Here is a 22,317-nt window from a genome sequence, read left to right on the forward strand (position 1 = left end):
AATTTTATCGTTTTGTCGGCCTTGCAGCTGATTGCGCGGGATGCGGAAAAACCTCCTGCGCCATGCGGATGAACTCCCGCGCTGCGGGCGACATGCGGCGCGCGTCCGGCGCTGCCAGGGCCACCTGCCGCCGGGCCGCAGGACGGAGGGGCTTTTTGACGTAGCTCTGTGCTTTATCTGGCGGCAGGGCGGATTCCGCCACAATGCTCACGGCCTCGCCCCGAGCCACGGCGGCGATGGTGCTCACAAGCTGCAACGAGCGCCAACGGATATTTGGATGCAGACGCAATGCTCGGAACAGGCCGCCGATAATGTCTTCAGACCCGGCTCTGGTCATGGCAAAGGGGCTGGCGCAAAGTTCCTCAAGGGTGACGGCGTTTTTTTTCGCCAGCGGGTGCGCCAGAGGCAGCAGGGCTACCAGCTGGTCTTCCATGAGGGGAAAGGTGTCAAACCGGTCATCCGGCAGGGTCACAAAACCAATGTCCACGCGGTGGTCTGTGAGCCATTGGGCCACCTCACCGTCAGGGCCTTCATCCACGTGAATTTCAATGCCGGGGTAAACCGCGCAGTATTTTTCAAGCACCGGGGGCAGCAGGCGCAGCGAGGCCGTGGGGCCAAAAGAACCGATGCGCAACGTGCCGCGCTTCATGCCGCGAGCGTCCGAAGCCTCCTGCCGCATGGATTCCGCCAGCCCAAGCATGGCCTGAGCCTGGCGCAGCAGACGAGTGCCCACATCTGTAAGCTCCAGATTCTTGCCGCGCCGCAGCAGCGTTACGCCAAATTCCTGCTCAAGCGCTTCAATGGCGTGGGACACGCCAGATTGCGAAATGCCCAGTTGCAGGGCTGCGGCAGTGAAGCCACGGCGCGCGGCAACAGTGGAGAATATTTCAAGCTGGGTCAGCGTCATTGCGATTTACCATGAGTTATTGCTCATTTCTCTATGAATAAACATGCACGTAAATGTATGCCCTTCAGCTTGCGGCTGCAATGGGTGCGGTCTGTGCAAGGCCTTTGGTCGCAGAATTTCAGTAAAGTCAGGGATTGAAATGAGTGTTGCAAAAGAACGCGCGGGGGACTCCGCCGTATACGTGCGGCTGGCCCTTGTGGCCGTGGCCTGGGGCGGGACTTTCATTGCGGGCAGAAGCCTGGCTGGCGTTGCGCCCATGTTCTCGGCCTGCCTGCGTTTTTTGCTGGCCTCGGCGGCGCTGAGTCTGTTTCTTGTGTTTTCTGGCGAAGGCTTTCGCCGTGTGACGGTGGGGCAGGCCTTGGTGGTGACCCTGCTGGGGTTTTGCGGCATATTTTCGTACAGTTTTTTCTTTTTCAGCGGGTTGCAGCATATCAGCGCTTCGCGCGCGGCGCTGATTGTGGCTTTGAACCCGGCGGTCATGGCCCTTATCGCCTATCTTTTTTACCATGAGCGCGTGAGTGCGCTGAAAATGCTTGGCATTGCCCTGTGTTTCGGCGGCGTGGCTCTGGTGGTCGGCGGTGGCGATCCCCATCGGGCGGGGGGTGGCGGCAGCGGCTGGCTGGGCGAGGCGCTTATAGGAGGCTGCGTGCTGAGCTGGAGCGCCTACAGCGTGTTTTGCAAATCTGTAGTGCGGCAGCTTGGGCCGTTGCACACGGTTACGTATTCCATCTATGCCGGAACCCTCATGCTTGCGGCCTATACCGTCTGCACGGGGGCGCTGGATTTTGCCGCTGTGCCGCGTTTTAGCACCGGTGAGATGCTCAGCCTGTTCTATCTGGGCATAGTTGGCTCCGCCGTGGCCTATATCTGGTATTATGACGGCATCCAGAAAATTGGCGTTGCGCGCGCTGGCGTATTTATTGCGCTCAATCCTCTGGCGGCGGTGCTGCTTGGCGCGGCCATGCTGGGTGAACAGATGACCCTGGCGACGCTGCTGGGCGGTGCGCTGATTATCACCGGCATTGTGGTGGAAAACTGCCGCAGCGGAGCCGGATGCACTCAGGCTGCTGAGCCGCCCTTAGAAATAGCCGCCGAACCGTCCGCCAAACTATCCGGGCAGGCGGGGAGCTGACAGCCGCAATCTTCTGTTTCCGCCTTTCCCGATTTTACGACAAAGTCCAGATGCTCCCGGCCCCAGGCGTACAGCGCCTCTAGCGCCGGGAGTAGTTTTTTGCCGCGCTCTGTGAGCGAATATTCAACCTTTGGCGGAATTTCGTTGTACTGCCTGCGGTGAACAAGGCCAAAATCTTCCAGCTCGCGCAGGCATTTGGTGAGCATCATATTGGTGACGCCCCGCACGCTGCGTTTCAGTTCGTTGTAGCGCATGGTGTCTTTTTCGGCCAGGTGCCACAGAACGGGCAACTTCCACTTGCCGCCAATGCACCTGAAAACGTGCAGGATGGGGCATTCAGTCTTGTCATCATACAGGCCGCTGGTGGCGCGTGAAAGAGATTTTGTCATGGTATGCTCGCTGAAAGTAGGGAAGAAAAAAATGCGTACTTGCGAAAATAGTTTTAGAGCAGGTATACATGGTGGTCAAGAAGTCCCATGCCATCAACCAATTCCCATAGGAGGATATAATGAAAATTTACGCCATAAACGGTGGCCCTCGAAAGAAGTTCAATACCGCCAAGTTGCTTCAGGCGGCTCTGGACGGCGCGGCAGCCGCACCCTGTAGCGAAACCGTAGAAACCGAGATGATCCACCTGCATGATCTCAACTACAAAGGTTGCGTGAGCTGTTTTTCGTGCAAAAGGGTGGGCGGCAAGAGCTACGGGCATTGCGCAGTCAAGGATGATCTGGCCCCGGTGCTGGAAAAGCTCTCGCAGGCGGACGGGCTTATATTTGGCAGCCCCATTTATTTTGGCAATGTCACGGGCATGATGCGCAGCTTTCTTGAGCGCCTGATGTTTCCCTTTTTCGTGTACGACAAGGACTACAGTTCGCTTGCTCCCAAGCGCATGCCCACGGCCTTTATTTACGCCATGAACGTGAGCAGCGAAGAAATGGAGCAGTACGGTTACCTCCAGAACCTCAAGGGGATGGAAACCTTTGTGGGCCGTCTTTTTGGCGAGCCGCAAGTGCAGCATGTGCACAATACCTACCAGTTTGACGACTATAGCAAGTACAAGTGCGAACGGTTCTCCGAGCCGGAAAAAGCCGCTTATCGCGACGCGCATTTTCCGCAAGATCTGGAGCAGGCCCGCCGCATAGGCGCTGCAATGGTTGCAGCTGCCAGATAACTTTCGGACTGCCCACGGCAAAACGCAAAGCCCCCGTTTTTCAACGGGGGCTTTGTCATTACTGATAGTTGCGCCAGCGGGGATTATGTACCCAGATAGGCTGCCTTGATTTCCGGCGTGTCGGCCAGATGGGCGGCGGAACCTTCCGCCACGATACTGCCCGTGTCGAGCACATAGCCGCGATCCGCCACTTGAAGCGCCAGACGGGCGTTCTGCTCCACAACCACAACGGTCAGACCTTCGCTGTTGAGTTGTTTGAAGGTGCGGAACATGTCGTACATCAGCAGAGGCGAAAGGCCCATGGAGGGTTCGTCCAGCAGCAGCACCGAGCAGTTGGTCATAAGCGCGCGGCCCACGGCCAGCATTTGCTGTTCGCCGCCAGAGAGCGTGTCGCTGCGCTGGTGCATGCGTTCTTTAAGGCGCGGAAAAAGCTCAAAAACCTTGTCCACATCCCGCTGGATGTTGTTGTCCTTGCGCGTCCAGGTAGCCAGCTTGAGATTTTCATTCACCGTGAGGTTGCCGAAAATGTGGCGGCCTTCGGGCACAAGATCCATCTTGAGGCGGGCAACCACATGGTGCGGCTCTGTTTTCAATATGGATTCGCCGTTAAAGCGGATGTCGCCGCTGATGACAGTGGGGGATTCCGGCGGCGTGAGGCGCATGACGGCCTTGAGCGTGGTGGATTTGCCAGCGCCGTTGGCCCCGATGAGGGTGACTATTTCGCCCTTGTTCACGTGAAAAGAAATGCCGTGAAGGGCTTCAATCTTGCCATAGCCGGCGTAGAGATTTTCAACTTCCAGTAGCATCACACGTTCTCGTCGCCCAAGTAGGCCTTGATGACATCGGGGTTGGACTGAATTTCCTGCGGCGTGCCCTTGGCAATGGTCTTGCCGAATTCCACCACGGTAATGTGCTGACAAAGCGACATGACAACCTTCATCTGGTGCTCGATCATCCAGATGGCGATTTTGAATTCGTCAAAGATCCAACGGATGTGCTTGATGAGGCCGTCCACGTCCGAGGAGTTCAGGCCAGCGGCGGGTTCATCAAGCAGCAGTAGCTTGGGGTCTGTGGAAAGGGCGCGGGCCAGCTCCACCCGGCGCTGCAGGCCGTAGGGCAGGTTTTTGGGAAATTCATTGGCCACATCGGCCAGTTCCATGATTTCAAGAATTTTTGAGGCCTTTTGCCGAACGCGTTTTTCTTCGCGGCTGTAGCGCTCGTTGCAGAGCCACACGTCAAGCAGCCCGTATCCCAGCCGATGGTATTGCGACACGCAGATGTTGTCGAGCACCGTCATGTCGTTCCACAGGCGGATGTTCTGAAAGGTGCGGGCCATGCCCATGGCCGTAACCTGATGCGGCTCAAGGCGTGTATCGTATGTATGGCCGTTAAAGACAATCTGCCCCTCAGTGGCGTGATAAAAGCCGGAGGCCAGATTGAACACCGTTGTTTTGCCAGCGCCGTTGGGGCCGATAAGGCCCACAAGGCTGTGGTCTTCCACGGCGATGGAAAAATCCGTTAACGCAATCAGCCCGCCGAAGCGTTGCGTGACTTCTTTCATTTCAAGCAGTGCCAAGGTCAGCCCCCACTCGTTCTGGTTGTATCTGCATCAATGGCGCTTTCAGGACGCGCCGCCCTGGGGCCAGCAATTGCTTTAGTTGCGCTTGCCGAAGCTTACCAGCCGTTTCAGTTTGGGGAACACATCGGTCAGTTCCCTGTTGCCCAAGAGGCCCTCGGGCCTGAACTGCATGAGCAGAATGAGGATCAGCGGGATGATGACCCACTTCCATTCCTGGCTGATGTTGAACGAATTGGGCACAAAGGGCAGCATGTGGGCCAGATCGCTCATGGCCGGCAGGGCAAAGCGCAAAAGCTCGATCAGCAGGGTAAACATTACGGCGGCCAGCACCGAGCCGGAAAGCGAACCCATGCCGCCCAGATACACCATGACCATGGCCTCGGTGGACTTCATGATGCCAAAGCTGTTGGCGTAGATGGAGCTGAACATGTGCGCGTAAAGCGCGCCCGCCACCCCGGCAATGCCCGCAGATACCATAAAGGCCACGAGCTTCACCTTCTTGGTGTTGACGCTCATGATCTCTGCGGCAACTTCGTTCTGGCACACCGCAGGTATGCCTTTGCCCAGAGTGCTGTTTACCAGACGGTACAACATCATGGTGGTGATCATCACTCCAAGGAGCATCCAGATCATCATCCAGGGGATGTCGGCCACGTTCTCCATGGCGCGCACCACGCCGCGCATGCCTGTAAGGCCGCGCGGGCCGCCCACAAAGTCGATATTGATAATAAGCGAGATGATGATGTAGTTGGCCGCAATAGTGATGATTGCCAGATAGTCGTCACGGGTTTTGAACGAAGGCAGGGCCACCAGCAGGCCAAAGAGGGCCGCCACGCCGCCTGCTGCGGCAAGCACCAGGGGAAAGAGCAGGGGGGCAAGTTCTGGCGGCAGCAGGGGAGCTCCGAGCATTTTGTTCTTGGTGAACAGAATGATGGAGATAAGCCCGCCCACATAGGCCCCCACGCACATAAAGCCCGCATGACCACAGGAAAATTCGCCCATGTAGCCGTTCACAAGGTTCAGGCTGGTGGCAAAAATAATGTTGAGGCCCATGAACTTGATGACCGAAAGCCAGTAGCCGTCAATCCATGAAAAGTATTCGGCAAAAACAAGCACCAGCCCGCCGATCAGGAACAGAAGACAGTCTATCTTCTTCTGTTTGACAGCCCGTTTGATGGCATAGCCGAAGCAGAGCACGCCCAGTATTACAAGAACCGTTTGTACAAAAAGAGGCAGCATTCAGACACTCCGGCTAGATTTTGGTCGTTTGCGGCATGCCGAAAATGCCCGTGGGCCGCACCCACAGGATGAGCAGCAGGATGGTGAAGGAAAACAGATCCATGTAGGTGGACGGCAAAAAGGCTACCACCATGATTTCTACAAATGCCAACATAAAGCCGCCCACAAATGCGCCGCGTATGTCGCCAATGCCGCCCACAACCGCCGCGATAAAGGCCTTCCAGCCGATCATGGCGCCCATGTATGGCTCAAGGTTGGGGTAGCACATGGCAAATAGCATGCCGCCAAGCCCGGCAATGCCCGAGCCAAGAACAAAGGTGACCACAATGACGCTGTCGAGCGGTATGCCCATGAGCGGCAGGGCAAAGCGATCCCAGGAAACAGCGCGCATGGCCATGCCCACCTTGGTGCGCGTGACAATGGTCTGCAAGAACAGAAACACCAGCACCGCTGCTACAATAACCCATACTTTCAGGTTGGTGATGACCAGCGGCCCGATGGAATATACGGTTTTGTCGATAAGCTCGGGCAGCTTGCGCTTGGTTGCCCCAAGCAGAGCAAGGTTGCCGTTTTCAAGAATAAGGCCGCACATCAGTGCGGTAATGACCACATAGAGCCTGTGCGCGCCCTTGCGGCGCAGAGGCCGATAGGCAATGCGCTCAAGCGTAACACCCACAATGGCTGTGAGTCCCATTGTCAGAACAATGGTCAGACCCAGCGTCAGTGGCTTCGAAAGGCCAAGCCCGTCGGAAGAAACCAGATATGTGGCCACAAAAAATGAAATGTAGGCCCCAACCATAAAAATATCGCCGTGGGCGAAGTTGATGAGGCGCAGCACCCCGTAAACCAAGGTGTAGCCCAAGGCGATGAGGGCGTAAAAGCTGCCCCATTGCAAGGCGTTGAGGGTCTGTTGCAGCAGAAAGTCCATAGGCTACCCAAAAATGCTGATGGTTACAGTGTGCGAATTCTGTGGCGCAGTTTTTTTCAAATCGTGGTCAAGCCCCGAATTTTGAGCGGCAGTGCGCGTACGCGGCCCCTGAACCGCCCGTTCAGGCGAAAGAACTGTTGTCCCAAGGGTGGGTGCGGGTGGCTTACGCCAGCGTCGCAAGGCAGGCCTTGCCTCTACATGCTTTTATGCCCAAAAAACGCAAAAAATCATTCCTGATTCGCAATGGGACGTTGCCAGAAGCAAAAAATATTGATCCGTTCGGAGGCGCAGCTTCCCATTCACATTGGAGCTTTTTGCCGCCGCGCGGCCCCCTGTGGGTTGGGCCGCGCGGCAGTGCCAATTACCTGCTGATGTCTGCTATTTGGGGCAGACAGATTCCACAAAAGCGAACGCGCCGGTTTCCGTCACGCGCACGATAACCGCGCATTTGATGGGGTCGCGGTTTTCGTCAAACTTCATGCTGCCGGTGATGCCGTCAAAGTTGGCCATGCCAGCCATGTTGTCGCGAATGATCTTGCGTTCTTTCTTGAGGTCCGGATCAATCTTGCCGTTCTTCTGAATGGCCTGAAGCACGATGTTGATGGAGTCCCAGGTCAGAGCGGCAACGTCGTCAGGCACATAGCCGTACTTGGCCTTGTACTTGTCGATGAATTCCTTGGTTTTGCCGGTCGCGCCCTCGGCGGTGTAGTGGGTGGAGAAAAACTGGTCCACACAGTCCTTGCCGCAAAGGTTGAAAAGCTCGGCGGAACCCCAGGCATCGGAACCCATGAAGGGGCCCTTGTAGCCGAGGTCACGGGCCTGAGGCACAATAAGGGCCGCAAAGCTGTAGTTTTCAGGCACAAAGATGAAATCGGGCTTGGCGGCGATGATTTTGGTCAGCTGGGCAGAGAAATCCTGGTCTTTGGGACCATGCGATTCCATGGCCACCACAGAACCTTTGCCGTGGGTTTTTTCAAAGGATTCCTTGAAGTTGTCTGCAAGGCCCTTGGAATAGTCGTTGGATACTTCAAACAGGACTGCGGCCTTTTTGGCGTTGAACTTCTTGGTGGTGAAGTCCACGGCCACAGGAGCCTGGAAGGGGTCAAGGAAGGCCCCGCGGAACACCCAGGGGCGGTCCTTGGTGGCATCGGGGTTGGTGGACCAGGGGGTGATCATGGGTACCTGTTCGTCATTGGCAACAGCGCCCGCAGGCACGGCCTGACGCGAAGACTGGGGGCCGACAATGGCCATGACCTTGTCGCGCTCGATGAGCTTCAGGGTCACGTTGACGGCAGACTCGGGTTTGGATTCATTGTCTTCATAAATGAATTCAAGCGGGTACATCTTGTCACCCACTTTCAGTCCGCCCTTGCCATTGATCTCTTCTTTCAGCATTTCAGCCGCATACTTGGTTCCTTCGCCCACCTTGGGGATCTCACCAGTAAGCGGGATGGGGAACCCGATTTTGATCGGAGCTTCTGCGGCCATGGCCGCTTGCCCCACAAAGAGAGACAGGGCGCAAACTGACGCTACTTTCAGCAAATTCATGAAGGCCTCCCGAGTTTTATGCGTAGTTACAGGGGTGTACCAAAAATACGGTAAGGCTGAACAAAGCAAAAAATATTCCGTTTTGCTAAGTTATTGGGAATGAACACAATTTGTAAAATTTAGCTGCACAAAAAATACATTTTGGTAGTTCCTTGCGCGCCAGCACGACAAAACAGTGAAAAAATAAAGCGATAGCACGAGCATGAACCTTGTCGCATATGTGGTATCGCAAGTCAAATATGATACCAAGCCGGAGGAACCGGCTAGGTTCTTTTATGGGGTATTGCTATAATGTGCTGAATTAAAAAAAACTTTTTTGAATTGTTCGTCTGGCTGCATTACAGCCCAGCGGGGTTTCTGGCAGTGAGCACCAGTTTGGCGGCAAGAAAAGTATATCGCCTGAATAACTAAATATATGTTTATTAAGGCAAAATTGTTTTTAAGGAAAAAATACTTTTCGGTCGATTTTACGGGGGTGTTGTGCCCGTATTATCTGCATCGCCCCTGGAAAATCAAAAAATATAAAATTATTTGAGCTTGTTATCATATCCTACGAACTGGTAGACCTTGCGTTCGCGCCTCTGCTGGAACCTGAGGAACCCCTGCTCGCAGCACTGCCGCCAGCTACGCTTCCTGCGCTGCTTTCGCGTGGAGTCAAGCCAGACAAAGCAGCGCGACTGGTTTAAAAAACCTGCGGTATATAAGCACGATTCAGCGGCAAAAGCCACAGAAAAAGATTGACTGCATTGCCTGGGTCAATAACCAGCAGCCAGCCCGTCGCTGCGCGGGTCGGTTGCTCCAAACAGCATCCCGGACTGCTGATCACAAAGAATGGCTCCGGCATGGCCCATCAGATCGCTAAAGTCTGCAATGCGTTCAACCGAGTGCCCCTGTTTCGTCAGGGTTTCGGCCAATTGCGGGCTGAAGCGGCCTTCGAGCCGGAGGTTGTTTACCGGCAGGCCCCAGCTTCGGCCATAAAGCCAGCGCGGTGCGGCCACGGCATCGTGCGGACTCAGGCCAAAATCTACCATTCTGGTGACTATGGCCGCCTGCGTCTGAGGCTGCCCCTCGCCGCCCATGGTGCCGTAAACCAGCCAGGGCTTGCCGTTCATGCGCAGCATGGGCGGATTGAGCGTATGCATGGTGCGCTTGCGCGGTTCGAGCCTGTTAATATGGGTGGGATTGAGTGAAAAAAAGCTGCCACGGTTTTGCAGCAGGATGCCCGTGTCGCCTGCTACCAGGCCCGCGCCAAAGTCATGAAAAATACTCTGGATGGCAGAAACGGCGTTGCCCTGAGCGTCCACCACGCCGAACCAGCAAGTGTCGCCCTTGGGTTCCAGGGGGGCCGCATGGTTGAGGGCGCGGACAGGGTCAATGCGGTTGGCAAGCTCGCGCCCATGCTCCTGAGACAGTAGATAATCTACAGGTATGTCGGCAAAGTCGGGATCAGTCACGTGGGCATCGCGATCGGCGAAGGCCAGCTTGGTGGCTTCGACTATGGCATGCAGGTATTCGGCGCTGCCTTCGCCCATGCCTTGGATATCCAGATGTTCAAGGATGTTGAGTATGGAGAGCGAAGCCAGCCCCTGGGTATTGGGCGGCAGGTTGCAGCACTCAAGGCCCCGGTAGCGCACACGCAGGGGCGTGACGATTTCTGCCTGATGTGCGGCGAAATCCCGCGCTGTGAGCAGACCGCCGTTGCTTGCAAGCCAGCCGGTCAGGCGGTCGGCCAGTTCGCCTTCATAAAATACACGCGCGCCCTCGCGGGCGATAAGGTCAAGGGTCGCGGCAAGGTCGGGCAGGCGCAGCACAGCCCCTGTTTGCGGTGGGGTGCCATCGGGCAAAAACGTGCGGGCAAAGCCGGAAAACCGCTGCAATTGCCGATAGCCCGTGGGGTCAGGCTTGCAGTCCTCATGCAGCCAGTGGGCCAGGGAGGGCGTTACGGCAAATCCTTCTGCCGCGAGGCTGATGGCCTCTTGCAGCAGGTCGCCAAGAGCAAGAGGGCTGCCCCATGAGCGGCTGAGCGTATGGGCGGCATCCCAACCCGAAACCACACCGGGCACAGTGCAGGCAGCCAGCGGCCCGCGCAGGGGAATGGACGAAAGGCCCTTTTGCGCAAAAAAATCCCGCGTGACATTTTCGCCAGATCGCCCACAGGCGTTGATGCCGTGCAGCGCGCCAGTTGCCGCCTCGTGCGCCAGCCAGAAGTTGTCGCCGCCGATGCTGCACATCTGCGGGTACACAACCGCCAGCACTGAGGCCACGGCCACGGCGGCGTCGAGGGCAGTGCCGCCCTTGCGCAGAATATCCACACCAGCCTGTGTGGCAAGGTAGTGAGGAGATGTAACCATTCCCCGCGTGGTCATGGGGTCAAACCGCTGGGATTCCGTTTCCGCATAGGGGCTGGATGCAAAATTCATGATGCTTCCTGTGTGGGGTGGCTAGGTGCCGCATGGGTGCCGCCAGCAGGGAACAAATTTTTGAAGCCCCCATGGCATGCAGTGGGATAATCCTTGGCCTTGCAGCAGACTAGCGGCGGGGGCGCGGCACGTCAAACCGATGCTGTATCCCTGCCAGCAGATGATAACCAGGGGACAGATTTTGCTCAAAACCGGGCGGGGTATGCAGTGCCAGCCTCATTGAGGGGGGGCAAAAAAGGGCGTAAGCAGGTCGGACGCCGCGCAGGTGCGGCTACAGATCAGCAGGCAGCCGCGCTCTGCGCGGCGCGAAGGACACGATATGGGCACAACAATAATGCTGTTTGCCGTGGGGCTTGCAGGAAGCTTTGTTTTTGACCGTTTTCATCTGCCCGGCGGGGCCATGACCGGGGCCATGATCGCCGTGGTGATTTTCAAAAGCTGCGGTTCCATTACCTCGCCCGACATGGCGCACTGGGTGCGCTTTATTGTTTACGGGTGCGTGGGTGTGCTTGTGGGCAACATGTATAATCCCGGCATGCTGGACGCCGTGCGCGACACCTGGCCCATGATGCTGCTTTCAACAGGCATTATTTTGATGGCGGGGCTTTTGTGCACCTGGATTGCCGTGCGCTGGGGCGGGCTTTCTGTAGGCGGAGCGTATCTGGCGACCAGCCCCGGTGGATTCAACGCTGTGGTGGCACTTTCCGGCGGCACAGGGGCAGAAGCCCCCATGGTGATGGTGTACCATCTGGTGCGCATCTATGCCATTGTGCTGCTCTCGCCCATTGTGGCCAAGATGCTGTCTTGTTTAGTGAAGTAATCGGTCAAGGCTCGGCATCCGCCCCTGCGCATGGGGGCCGCCGACCGACATCGACATTGAGCCTCCGTCGGATTCCGCCGGAGGCTTTTTAGCGGGCAAGCAGCAGGATCAGACCGCCCAGCCCCGGCAGCGCGACCATGCAGCCTTTGAGCAGCAATTGCGGAGCCATGCGGGTAAATTTTGCGCCCACATACGCGCCGATGACCTGACCAGCCAGAACCTGCAGGAACAGCACAAGATCCAGATGCCCGGCGGCGAGAAAACCCAGGCTGCCAAAGGCTGCGATGGGCAGAATGACCAGCATGGTTGTGCCTACTGTCTGATAGAGCGGCACATTGAAGATAATCAGCAGGGTCATCTGGATAAAGGGGGTTGCCCCCACGCCGCAGGCCCCGGAAACAAGACCGTTGAACACGCCCACCATGCCTGTCAGCAGCCAGAACTTCACGCCTCGGGTACTGGTGAAACGAAAGCTGAACAGCGGATTGGCCGGGTGAAAAACCCGCAGATAAATGAGGAAGGCCGAGAGCATAAGCACCACGCCAGTCAACGGCTTGAGCGTGGCTGAGGCAAGCCCGGACGAGATATGCGCGCCGCAGAAGGCCCCGGCGGCGCCGAACGCGCCTAGCAGCAAGCCCAGCCTGCGGTTTACATTGCCCTCGCGAAAGTGGCTGACGGAGCCGGAGAGGGACGTAAAAGCCATGGCCGCGAGCGAGGTGCCAAGGGCGACCTGCATGGGGATGTCAAAGCCCACGCTGAGCATGGTGATCATAACCCCAGCGCCGCCAGCGCCCACAAAGCCCAGCAATATTCCCAACAAAAGCATGGCGGCAAAAACAAGCATAGATCACCTGCTGCGCGGGCCGCCTCCACAGGCGGCGTAAAGTTGAGCAATTACATGCAGCGGCAGAAATCGCCGCGCAGTTCTGGCAGGCTAGCTCTATGGGATGCGGCGCGCAAGGGTATTTCTCCCCACCCGGCGGGTCAGGCGTGCGCCGCCCTTTGCGCGCGCAGCAGCGTATCCCAGGCCCGAACGTAAAAGATCAGGTAGCGCCAGCACACATAGGCTACAACCATGGTGGCGACAATCATTTCCAGCACTGCCAGCACCTTGAGTTGCAGGGCGTACTCCAGCGTTGCCGGGTACGCGGCCAGCAGTTCGGAAACCTTGTACAGCGCTGTTGCCCCCACCGCCATGGGGAAGGTGTAGGCCGCAAAGCCGGGGCTGAAGGGCAAACGCAGCAGCTTGAAAAAGGCCACATAGATAATGCTGGTCATCAGCACCGCCACCCCGAGCAACAGGCTGCACAAGAGCAGGGAGGGGGTTGGCTCAAGGCTCAGATAGGCCACCAGCGAGAGGCTGGCAGGAGCGGCAAGCACCGCGATGGTGGGCTTGGACGCATCCTCGATTTCTCGGGAAAATATGAGCCGGTACAACATGACAGGCAGCAGGGCCGCATAATTGACCATGCCAAAAACCATCAGCCCGTAGGCAAGCTGGCAATAGGCCGGGCCGGGAACCGTCATGGCCGCCACGCTGATACCCACAAAGGGTACAAACCAGCTTGGCAGCATGTGGTGCAGGCTGAACTGCCGTGCCCGGAAGGCCACAAAGGCCAGCAAAAGGCAGAGGTGCAGGGCCACGGCAAACAGCCAGAGCCACTGGGCCGCCCGCGCATCCAGAATGCTCAGGCTTTTGGATTGCAGCATCAGGGCCATTGAGGTCGTGGGTAAAATGCTGCCAAGCACGGGATGGCGCAGTTCTTCGAGCAACAGCCTTGGGTTCATGGCAAATTTGCCTGCCAGCAGCAGGATCAGCGTCATGGATGTCAGCGCGCCAAGCACCTGCGCAAAATTGTGGAGCGGCAGGCTTTTTTCAAGCCCGATGCCCAGGCTGGCAATGCCAAGGGCCAAGCCCGCAAGGGGCGTGGGAACAGCGCGAAAGAAATTGCGAACACTTTGCAACATGGAACTATCCTCGGTTATGGTCTGCTTGCGTGTTTGCCACGGATCGTGCATTAAGAAAATCGAAATGAATTTAACGTAACGTATAAAAAAATTAAACATTGATATGACACTCAAGCAATTGCAGGTTTTTCTGGCTGTGGCGCGGTTTCAGAACCTCACACAGGCCGCAGAGGCTGTGTTTCTGACCAAGGGCGCGGTTTCCCAGGCCTTGCAGGAACTGGAGCGGCACCTCGGCGTGCGTCTGTTTGACAGGGTGCACCCGCATTTGCGGCTGAATCATGAAGGGGCGCGCCTGTGGCCGCTGGCGGACGAAATGATGCAAAGGGCCGAGGCCATCGAGCGGACATTTCAGGCTGGCGGGGCCTGCTTTTTGAGCATTGGGGCCAGCAAGACCATTGGCAACTATCTGCTGCCGCAACTGATGCACGATTTTGAAAAGGATCACGGATGGCTGCCCAAGGCGCAGATAGCCAACACCAACCGCCTGCTTGAACTGGTGGAAGGTTATGTTCTGGATGTGGTGCTGCTGGAGGGCGAGCAGCATCGGCCCGACATGGTGGCGGAAGAATGGCTGAAGGATGAAATGGCGGTGGTGGCATGCAAGGGGCATGCTCTGGCAGACGGCAAGGCCCATGCGCCGGAAGAGCTGGCGGGCCAGCGCTGGATTCTGAGGGAGCCGGATTCCGGCACGAGGGCGTTTTTTGCGCACACCCTAGGCACACTCATTGCGCCCTATACCGTGGCCTTGAGCCTCAGCTCCACCGAGGCGGTGCTGGGCATGGTGGAGCAGGGGCTGGGCATCACCTTTGCTTCGCGGCTCATGGCCGAGCTGCCAGGTTTCAGCAGCCGTTTTTCAATAATCCGGCTGACACAGACGTTTTCACGCACGTTTTCTCTTTGCTGGCATGAGTCAAAATACCACTCTGCGGGCATGGACTCGTTTATCCGCTTTTGCCGGGCATGGTCGCCGCTCAGCAGATAGCGCTGCGCAAAGAGCGCCCTATGCGAACTACCGCTGGCGCGTCAGGTGGTACACGCGGGGAACCATGTATATGAGGCTCAACTGCCCGCGCGTAGGTTCATAGCGCGTGGCAACCACCACAGAACCCAGATTCCAGAGGTGGGCATCATCACCTTCTCCGGCGGAGGCCTTGCCAAAACGGTCAGTGACCATCTTGAGGATCATGCCCTCCACCGTATTGTTCGGCGCGGTGTAATCCAGCTCAAGAAATCCAAGAGGGCCGGGGTTTCCGGGGCCGTAACAGATCGCCATCTGGCGCGCGCCGGGGGCAACCTTGGCGGCATCGTACAGGTCGCAGATATAGGAGTCATCCTCGCGGATAACGGTTGCTCCGTACTGTCGCAGGGCTTCACGCATGGAATTTCTGTCGGTATTGTCGAGCCGCTGGCCAAACAGAACGGCCTCGGGGCGCGAAGGTTCGGCGCGGGCCATATCTTCCAGTTCTTTCATGGCGTTGGAGTCGCCGTTCATGGCCGCTGCATAGAGCAGCAGCACCGCCCGCGAGGGGTTCTTGGTCACGCCCTGCCCGATGCGGTAAAAATGCCCAAGGCGGAACAGGGCCTCGGTTTGCTGCTGCGCTGCTGCGCGGCTGTACCATGCCGCAGCCGCAGTGAAATCCTGCTGTACCCCGCGCCCCAGCTCATAGAGCATGCCCAGATTATACTGGGCCTCGGGCTGGCCCTGCCGCGCCGCCAGATCAAACCAGCGCGCTGCTTCTGCGGGGTTTGGCTCTATGCCGCGTCCCTGCTCCAGCATGCGCCCGTAGTTGCTCATGCCGGAGGGGTGCCCGGTCTTGGCTGACTCCGCAAACCAGTGCAGGGCGCGGCCCAGGTCAGGCTCAACCCCCTGCCCGAGGTCGTAGAGTACGCCAAGGTTGTTCATGGCCTGCCCATCGCCCGCTTCGGCCTGTTTGCTCCAGATGCTTTCCGCTGTGGCGTAATCCCCCTTGGCGTAGGCTGCTGCGGCTTCTTCCGCCTGCGTGGGCGGCGAAGTCCTTTGCGGAACAGGCACTGGCGCCTTGGTGGGCGCGCTTTCCACTGCCGGAGCGTTTTTTTCCTGCTCGGCGGCCTCTTCCTTCTTGCCCTTTTTTGATTTTCTATCCCTGCGGTTTTTTGAGCCCTTTTCCTTCACTGGAGCTTCTGGCTTTTTGGGCGCTTCAAGGGCAGGGCTTGCGGGCTGGGCAGGAGCGGCGGGGGCAGATGCGCCCTGTGCCGCAGGAGTCTGCGGTTGCTGGGTCTGAGCCGGGGCGGGCGCTCCCGGTGCGGTCAGGGGGTTGACCTGCTGCGGCGTGGGCACGGATGGCCTTGCGACGGTTGGAGTTTGCACCGAGGGTGTCTGTATGGTAGGCACCTGAACCGTGGGCGTTTGTATTGGCGCCGCTGGCATTCGCTGCGAGAGCGTGGGCGAAGTACCGCCCCCGAAGGGTTGGGCACCCGTGCCGTTGGGGCTGGGCGTATTGCTTCCGCCAATTTGAGCGTTGGGCGCGCCAGTTCCCTGAACAAAAACGGAATCTGACGCGGCAAAGGCCGCGCCGCCCGGCAGCGCCAGGGACACGCACAGGCTGTACACGAATACGGCCCGGATGGCTAAAATAAGATGGGCGCGGCTGTAAACCGCGCCCCATCGAAGAAACATGCGGGTGTTCCTTACGGTTTACGTTTGGGGCAGTTAAAATTCATAAAGTCCACTTCCGGGCGGCTTGTGAGGCGCTCGTCAGGCACCAGAGCATAGCCGCGCCAGTCGCGCAAGGTGGCATTGATTCTATCCATATTCACGTAAGCCAGCAAGGCGGGCCAGCGGTCGGCCATATCACGCAGCATGCGCGCGTAGGTGACTTCCCCGCCGTGGAAACCGTCAAAGAACTCGCAGTCGCCAGAGGCAAAGGTGCGCGGGTCGGTAAATTCCATAACATCAATGCCACGGGCAAGCAGGGCGTCGCGCAGCTTGAAGAGGTGCGGATAATCGGCCTCGCGTTCGCGCATGGCGTCAAGCACACGGACAGAAAGGGGCGAAATGAAAACAAAGGTGGCAATGCCCCTGGCCTTGAGCCGGCAGTAAATTTCTGCAAAGGCGTCCAGATGGGCGCTGCTGATGCCGCCGGGGTCGCGGCTGTCAGCCAGCGGCTTGGCGTGGAAAAAGGCCTTGGTACCGTAGCGTACCTGCTTGAGGGTGTCCTCGAACTGGTAGTCAAAGGGCCGCTTTTGTCCGGTGCTTTCACCTGTATAATACCAGGAGCCGTCAGAGCCAAAGCCGTCGTTGTACTGCTGGGCCATGATGCCGTAACGGACGTTGCGGAATCCGCCCATGGACTGCGGCAACATGGGGGCGATAAAGTCCCTGAACGAAATCTTGCCTTCAAGCAGCCATGTCCAAGGTTTCTTGAGGCTGTCGAAACCGTAGTTGTACGATCCGCTGGTGGGCGGTTCTTCCTTGAAAGGATCGGCATTCCACTGCGGCATGAACCACCAGAAGTCCAGCCCGATGATGATGGCATCCGGCTTGTGGATGCGCAGCATGGCATCAATGGTTGAGCGCAACACGGGCAGATTGCCCGCCGTGCCGCCCACATTGAGGAAGGGCTTGCGGAAGTATGCGCCCCGGAACTGCATGACCCGCGAGGAACCCACGACGGCGATTTCAGGCTTCACCTTGGCATAGAGTTGCAGTTTGTAGTCCACAAAATCCTGGGAAACGCCGGATCCAAACACGGCAAAATTCCCCTTGGACTGTTCGTTGACGGCCCGTTCCACGGCTACGTCGCCGCTGCTGTGCAGCCACCACGCGGTATAGGGAACGGCCAGCAGGCATCCCGCCAGGACAAGGCCCAGCAGCACGAGAAAATAACGCTTCAAAAAGGCGGTTTCTGTGTTGTTCATGGCGTTCACGCGTGGTTAAAATTGGAAGTACAGGAAGGTCGCCTTGCGCGAAACCAGAATCAGGGTGAGGAAGGCCATAACGGCCAGCCCCGTAGCCCAGGCGGCTGTGGGCCGCCAGCTCAGGCGCGGGCGGCTTCCATCGCGTCTGCCGTGCAGAACCTCGTGGCTGTTGGGCAGCGCCCAGACCACCAGAAAGCTCACCAGCAGCAGGGCAAAGGGAACCCATCCCTGAATGTAGTTGTTGGGCAGCCAGCGGGCCACCAGGGCGGCAAAGCCCGTAAGCCCGTCGGTTGTTGCGCTCAGGCCCGCCGCTTCACGCGTAAACGGCCCTGTGAACATGGCTTTGAACATGCGGCCCGCGCCTTCAATTGTCAGCGCGCGGAACACAACCCAGCACAGATTGATGCAGAAAAATGTAAACAGGATGGAGCAGATGCGCAACGGCGCAAGGGCCAATACGCGTTCCAGCGTTTTGCCCTTGATGCAGGCGCGGAAAAAGTGGTTGATGCCCAGCATGGAACCGTGCAGCGCCCCCCAGACAATAAAGGTCCAGCCAGCGCCGTGCCACGCGCCGCCGATCAGCATGGTCAGAAACAGGTTGCGGTACTGCATGAGCCGCCCTTTGCGGTTGCCGCCAAGGGGGATGTACAGAAAATCGCGCAGCCACGAACTGAGCGTGATGTGCCAGCGCCGCCAAAAGTCCACAATGCCTGTGGATTTATAGGGCGAATCAAAGTTTTCCGGCAGCTTGAGGCCCAGCATGAGGGCAAGGCCAATGGCCATGTCCGTGTAGCCAGAAAAGTCGAAATACAGCTGGAAGGTATAGCACAGCGAACCCAGCCACGCCTCGGCCCCGCTGAGCGGAAAGGCCTTTTCCGCCGCATTGAAGACAGAGTCGGCGTACATGGCAATGCTGTCGGCCAGCAGAACCTTTTTGATCATGCCGAAGGTAAAAAGCGTAAAGCCCTGAGCCAGATTCTCAGCATTGGTGGGGGCAAGTGTGTCAAACTGAGGGCCGATCTGCTCATAGCGCACGATTGGCCCGGAAATCACATAGGGAAAACATGCGGAAAACAGCGCATGCCGCGTAAAGCCCTGAGGCGTTACCTGCCCACGGTATACGCTGACAAGCCAGGCGATCTGGATGAAGGTATAAAAAGAAATACCCAAGGGCAGCCCGGGCGGGGTGAAATGCCACTGCGCATGCAGCAGCGCCCCAAGATTCTGGGCCAGAAAGGCGGAATACTTGAACCACAGCAGGGGCAGCAGGTTGAGCACCAGGGCAAGGATAAGCAGACCCTTGCGGCTCAGGTGGAACCGGCAGCCAGCCTGCTTGCGCAAACCGCACAGGCAGGCCTTTTCGGCTTCGCCTTCCGCGTTTTCAGCGGGGGCTGCATCCTGTTTTAGCTCTGGCTCTGGCGCTGCCAGGGCAAGGGCAAAGGCATAGTTCATGCCCAGAATTACAGCCAGCAGAATCAGGAAGGGCAAACCCCACAAGCCGTAAAATACTACGGAAAAAGCCAGCAGCACCAGGGCAAGACCCGTGGGGCCGTAGCCCTGGGTCAGCCGCCAGCATACCAGCAGCAGGGGTAGAAAGGCGAAAAGGAATGTGTACGAGTTGAAAAGCATGTGCGACTCCCGTTGGACGGCGTGGACATGCCCGCCGCGCTGGCGTCAGCCTGGATTCTTCCGATTTTGCGGTGTGGGATGCTTCGCACTTGCGGCTGAGCCGCTGAAATGCCGGGCATCCTGCTTTGATCCCCAGTGCCGCCTTGCGTTCCGCACAGCAGGGCAAGGCGGTTGCTCAAGCCCGGCACGCATGTCTGCCGTGCCGGGCTGTGCATTTTTGGTAGGCCAAATGGCAAAGAAAAAGCGCGCACGACAAGAAACGCGTCACACGCGCCCCCACCGGCATGCCAAGGCTGCCGAGGCTCCGAGCTTGCCTAGGGGTTCAGCTCTGCGCGAAGCTTGCGCGAGAGGCGGAACACCATAACCTTGCGCGGCGGCAGGGTGATGGTTTCATCTGTCTTGGGGTTGCGGCCCTTGCGGGAGGCCTTGTCATAACACTCAAACTTGCCGAAGCCGCTGATAAGCAGGGCCCGGTCTTTTTTGATGGCGACCTTCATGATCTCCAGCAGTTTTTCTACCACGTTCTTGACATCTACGCGGTTTTTGTCCGTTTCTTCGTAGATGGCCTCCACGATGTCCGCTTTGGTCAGTGTTTTTTTCATAGTGCTCTCCGGCGCAGTGCGCTGGTATGGCTGAGTGGAACCCAGTGTTCCTAATGCCCCGCAGCAATGTTTGTCAGCTTCACACAAACGGAACTTTTGTGTAAAATACACGCAAGTTACAGACAGAGCAAGGTTTTTTTAAAAAAATCGCCTGCATGTCATTTTCCGTCCAATGCGCTCTACATACCGTTTCACAGTCAGCGAGCCCCATATGCCCCCCAAAAAAAAGTTTTTGTCCATGACCCTTATGGACATTTCTTCGCCCTTTTATAGACAAGCTCATTCCGTGGATGCCTGCTGTGAATCTGTGCCCGCCGCACTGCATGACCAGGGAGCTAATATGAATATGGCTCAGAATATTGCGCAGGCCTCATCGCAGATTGGAGGCAAAGAGCGCCCGGTGCCGCTGAATTTTGCATGGCTGCAGCGCGATGCGGAACCTCGGCAGGCCGTTGTGCCGGTGTTTTTGCCATTCAGGGGCTGCCCTGTGCGTTGTGTTTTTTGCGCGCAGGACGTGCAGACCGGCGTTGGCGACTGCCAAAATCCGGATTGTGCGGAAGGCTCGCGCGCCGCAAGTATGGAGGGGCTGCTGTGCGCCGCACGGGAAAATCTGCGCCTGCGCCATGAGAGCGGGCAGCCTGCGGCGGAGCTGGCATTTTACGGCGGCACGTTCACCGCATTGCCGGAGGAGGATCTGACCGCCTGCCTCAATCTGGCCTGCGAAGCGCAGGAAAAAGGCTGGATAAATTCCTTCCGCTGTTCAACCCGTCCGGACAGGGTGGATGCCCCAATACTGGAGAGGTTGCGCGCCGCAGGCTGTGGAATGGTGGAACTGGGCGTGCAGAGCTTTGCTGATAGTGCGCTTGCGGCCTCGCGCCGGGGCTATACCGGCGGCACTGCCCAGGCGGCCTGCGCCCTTGTGCGGGCTGCTGGCCTCAAGCTGGTGGTGCAGCTCTTGCCCGGCATGCCGGGGCATAGCCCACGGTTTTTTATGGACGATGTGCCTACGGCCCTTGCTGCGGGCGCGCAGATGCTGCGGTTTTATCCCTGTCTTGTGCTTGAAGGCACCGGTCTTGCCGCCATGTGGCGCGAAGGGAGCTACAAACCCTGGCCGCTGGAGGATACGCTTGAAAATCTTGCCCACGGCTGGCTCGTGGCAGCACGGGCCAACGTGCCCGTGATTCGCATGGGTCTTGCCCCGGAGCCGGGGCTGGAGAGTGCCGTGCTTGCCGGGCCTGTGGACAGGGAACTTGGCGGCAGGGTCAAGGGGCGTGCCTTGCTGCTGGCGGTAAGGGAACTGCTTGGCGAGAGTGTGGCAACACCAGCTGCGCAGTTTGATTTGTATCTGCCCCGGTCAGCCCAGGGTTCCTTTTGGGGCGCAAAGGGCGAACTGCGCGCGAGATGGGCGGCGTTGGGGCTGCGAACGGTAGTTTTTGACGATGCGGCAACGCCGCAGCTTGATTTTAACCCGGTCTGATCAGCGGGAGAGGTCTCGCTGGGGAGATGCCTTTTGCAAAAAGGTTTTTCCTGCGCTCACCCAATAAAGTTTCAAACATATGTCACGCTGTTGCGAAGGATCTTTTGCCTGAAACGCAGGCAGAGTGATACCGCGCAGGGCAAAACGCACAGAACCCGCCTTAAGACGGGTTCTGTGCGTTTGTTGCCATCTCTGGAAAAGGAGGCGGCCGCCGGGGGGGAACCGGCGGCCGAGAAGGGAGGGAGGGTGTTGATGGTTAAAAGGTTCTGTTCAAAGGAGGAGGTTTTGGAGGCTCCGTGATGCCCCCCTTGGGGGTAGGGGACAGGACGGAAATTTGTTCTCAGTGATCCTGTATATGTCAACCGCCTTTGGCGGACGAGTTGGGAGCGGCAATTTAGGTTAATTGGGGGTTACTGGGCCGCGCCGTGCTGATGTTTCGCCGCAGCGGGGGCGTCCTTTTTGGGCATGTGGGCAGCTGCAGGCTTGCCGACTTCCTTTTCAAGACGCTGGGTCATGGTTTCGTGCATCTGGCCGAGCTGCTTTCTGAGTTGCAATATTTCGGTGGCAGTGGCGCGCACAGCCGCAATATCGGGGCTGGAGGCATTTTGCAGGGCGCGCAGCTCCTGTCGCTTGATGAACATCTGGTCCTTTACGGGTTCCATCTGTTTGACGAACTCGTCCACAATGGCATCATACTTCTGCTGTTGTTCGGGGGTATACGCCCCACGTCCCATCATGCCGTGTCCTTGCATTCCGGGGCAGGGCATTTCACCCATGCAGCCGCCCATTTCCCGCATGCCTTCGGGCATATCGCCTGCGGGGCCAGGCTGGCTGTAGGCAGTTATGGCGCCACCCATCAGGGTTGCTGCAAGTATGGCTGCGATGGCGATGTTTTTGGATTTCATGGAAGGCTACCTCGTAGTCTTTTTTCTCGTATATGGTTTCGTTGTTCCTGCAACGTTTGCTTGTCATATAGCAATGCGTGTGCCAACTAAATTTT

General features: G+C 58.0%; 20 protein-coding genes. 5 read left to right on the forward strand and 15 right to left on the reverse strand.

Features of this window, described 5'->3' with window-relative positions:
• Positions 1 to 4 precede the first annotated feature (4 nt).
• Positions 5 to 907 (reverse strand): LysR family transcriptional regulator, encoded by a 903-nt coding sequence (locus G449_RS0101620; RefSeq protein WP_022657557.1) that lies wholly within the window; start codon positions 905 to 907, stop codon positions 5 to 7.
• 139 nt (positions 908 to 1,046) lie between these two features.
• On the opposite strand from G449_RS0101620, the gene G449_RS15545 reads away from it, so the two are divergent.
• Positions 1,047 to 2,039, forward strand: a complete 993-nt coding sequence (locus tag G449_RS15545; protein ID WP_022657558.1) for a DMT family transporter — start codon at positions 1,047 to 1,049, stop codon at positions 2,037 to 2,039.
• On the opposite strand, the gene G449_RS15550 is transcribed toward G449_RS15545, so the two are convergent.
• The gene (locus tag G449_RS15550; protein ID WP_022657559.1) at positions 1,967 to 2,428 is read right to left on the reverse strand and encodes a winged helix-turn-helix transcriptional regulator; all 462 of its coding nucleotides are present in this window, start codon (positions 2,426 to 2,428) and stop codon (positions 1,967 to 1,969) included. The two genes, G449_RS15545 and G449_RS15550, sit on opposite strands and share 73 nt — an antisense overlap.
• A 119-nt stretch (positions 2,429 to 2,547) precedes the next feature.
• Between G449_RS15550 and G449_RS0101635 the strand changes: the two genes are divergently transcribed.
• Positions 2,548 to 3,210 carry a flavodoxin family protein gene (locus G449_RS0101635; protein ID WP_022657560.1) on the forward strand — a complete coding sequence of 221 codons (663 nt, stop codon included), beginning with the start codon at positions 2,548 to 2,550 and terminating at the stop codon, positions 3,208 to 3,210.
• Positions 3,211 to 3,293: 83 nt separating this feature from the next.
• Here the strand turns inward: G449_RS0101635 and G449_RS0101640 are convergent, their stop codons facing one another.
• The 6 genes from G449_RS0101640 to ggt all read right to left on the reverse strand — a co-directional run bounded on the left by G449_RS0101640 (position 3,294) and on the right by ggt (position 10,924).
• On the reverse strand, positions 3,294 to 4,016 hold the full coding sequence (locus G449_RS0101640) for an ABC transporter ATP-binding protein (protein WP_022657561.1): 723 nt from the start codon (positions 4,014 to 4,016) through the stop codon (positions 3,294 to 3,296).
• The gene (locus tag G449_RS0101645; protein WP_022657562.1) at positions 4,016 to 4,786 is read right to left on the reverse strand and encodes an ABC transporter ATP-binding protein; all 771 of its coding nucleotides are present in this window, start codon (positions 4,784 to 4,786) and stop codon (positions 4,016 to 4,018) included. Before G449_RS0101645 ends, G449_RS0101640 begins: the two co-directional genes overlap by 1 nt.
• 78 nt (positions 4,787 to 4,864) lie before the next feature.
• Positions 4,865 to 6,028 carry a branched-chain amino acid ABC transporter permease gene (locus G449_RS0101650; RefSeq protein ID WP_022657563.1) on the reverse strand — a complete coding sequence of 388 codons (1,164 nt, stop codon included), beginning with the start codon at positions 6,026 to 6,028 and terminating at the stop codon, positions 4,865 to 4,867.
• A gap of 13 nt (positions 6,029 to 6,041) precedes the next feature.
• Entirely contained in the window at positions 6,042 to 6,956 is a 915-nt protein-coding gene (locus G449_RS0101655; RefSeq protein ID WP_022657564.1) for a branched-chain amino acid ABC transporter permease, read from the reverse strand.
• 378 nt (positions 6,957 to 7,334) lie between these two features.
• Positions 7,335 to 8,504: an ABC transporter substrate-binding protein gene (locus G449_RS0101660; RefSeq protein WP_034604807.1), complete on the reverse strand. Its 1,170-nt coding sequence runs from the start codon at positions 8,502 to 8,504 to the stop codon at positions 7,335 to 7,337.
• A 755-nt stretch (positions 8,505 to 9,259) separates the two neighbouring features.
• The gene (gene ggt, locus G449_RS0101665) at positions 9,260 to 10,924 is read right to left on the reverse strand and encodes a gamma-glutamyltransferase (protein WP_022657566.1); all 1,665 of its coding nucleotides are present in this window, start codon (positions 10,922 to 10,924) and stop codon (positions 9,260 to 9,262) included.
• A 319-nt stretch (positions 10,925 to 11,243) separates the two neighbouring features.
• Between ggt and G449_RS0101670 the strand changes: the two genes are divergently transcribed.
• Positions 11,244 to 11,744, forward strand: coding sequence for an AbrB family transcriptional regulator (locus G449_RS0101670; RefSeq protein WP_022657567.1), 501 nt, complete (start codon positions 11,244 to 11,246; stop codon positions 11,742 to 11,744).
• 88 nt (positions 11,745 to 11,832) lie between these two features.
• Here the strand turns inward: G449_RS0101670 and G449_RS0101675 are convergent, their stop codons facing one another.
• Both G449_RS0101675 and G449_RS0101680 read right to left on the reverse strand, forming a co-directional pair.
• Positions 11,833 to 12,588 carry a sulfite exporter TauE/SafE family protein gene (locus G449_RS0101675; protein WP_022657568.1) on the reverse strand — a complete coding sequence of 252 codons (756 nt, stop codon included), beginning with the start codon at positions 12,586 to 12,588 and terminating at the stop codon, positions 11,833 to 11,835.
• A 140-nt stretch (positions 12,589 to 12,728) separates the two neighbouring features.
• Positions 12,729 to 13,712 (reverse strand): TDT family transporter, encoded by a 984-nt coding sequence (locus tag G449_RS0101680; RefSeq protein ID WP_022657569.1) that lies wholly within the window; start codon positions 13,710 to 13,712, stop codon positions 12,729 to 12,731.
• 103 nt (positions 13,713 to 13,815) lie between these two features.
• Between G449_RS0101680 and G449_RS0101685 the strand changes: the two genes are divergently transcribed.
• Positions 13,816 to 14,694 (forward strand): LysR substrate-binding domain-containing protein, encoded by an 879-nt coding sequence (locus G449_RS0101685; RefSeq protein WP_022657570.1) that lies wholly within the window; start codon positions 13,816 to 13,818, stop codon positions 14,692 to 14,694.
• 27 nt (positions 14,695 to 14,721) lie between these two features.
• Here the strand turns inward: G449_RS0101685 and G449_RS15555 are convergent, their stop codons facing one another.
• From G449_RS15555 to G449_RS0101705, 4 genes are all read right to left on the reverse strand, one after another.
• Entirely contained in the window at positions 14,722 to 16,368 is a 1,647-nt protein-coding gene (locus G449_RS15555; protein ID WP_022657571.1) for an SEL1-like repeat protein, read from the reverse strand.
• Positions 16,369 to 16,379: 11 nt separating this feature from the next.
• On the reverse strand, positions 16,380 to 17,609 hold the full coding sequence (locus tag G449_RS0101695) for a hypothetical protein (protein WP_027180612.1): 1,230 nt from the start codon (positions 17,607 to 17,609) through the stop codon (positions 16,380 to 16,382).
• Between the two features lie 15 nt (positions 17,610 to 17,624).
• Complete coding sequence (locus tag G449_RS0101700; RefSeq protein WP_022657573.1) at positions 17,625 to 19,238, reverse strand: MBOAT family O-acyltransferase; 1,614 nt, start codon at positions 19,236 to 19,238, stop codon at positions 17,625 to 17,627.
• 314 nt (positions 19,239 to 19,552) lie between these two features.
• The gene (locus G449_RS0101705; protein WP_022657574.1) at positions 19,553 to 19,840 is read right to left on the reverse strand and encodes an integration host factor subunit alpha; all 288 of its coding nucleotides are present in this window, start codon (positions 19,838 to 19,840) and stop codon (positions 19,553 to 19,555) included.
• Positions 19,841 to 20,186: 346 nt separating this feature from the next.
• Here G449_RS0101705 and G449_RS15560 point away from each other — a divergent pair, with 346 nt between their 5' ends.
• Complete coding sequence (locus tag G449_RS15560; protein WP_081640463.1) at positions 20,187 to 21,317, forward strand: radical SAM protein; 1,131 nt, start codon at positions 20,187 to 20,189, stop codon at positions 21,315 to 21,317.
• Positions 21,318 to 21,727: 410 nt separating this feature from the next.
• On the opposite strand, the gene G449_RS15565 is transcribed toward G449_RS15560, so the two are convergent.
• On the reverse strand, positions 21,728 to 22,222 hold the full coding sequence (locus tag G449_RS15565; protein WP_022657577.1) for a Spy/CpxP family protein refolding chaperone: 495 nt from the start codon (positions 22,220 to 22,222) through the stop codon (positions 21,728 to 21,730).
• Between the last annotated feature and the right edge of the window lie 95 nt (positions 22,223 to 22,317).

The organism is Desulfovibrio desulfuricans DSM 642 (genome assembly GCF_000420465.1).
GTDB lineage: Bacteria > Desulfobacterota > Desulfovibrionia > Desulfovibrionales > Desulfovibrionaceae > Desulfovibrio > Desulfovibrio desulfuricans.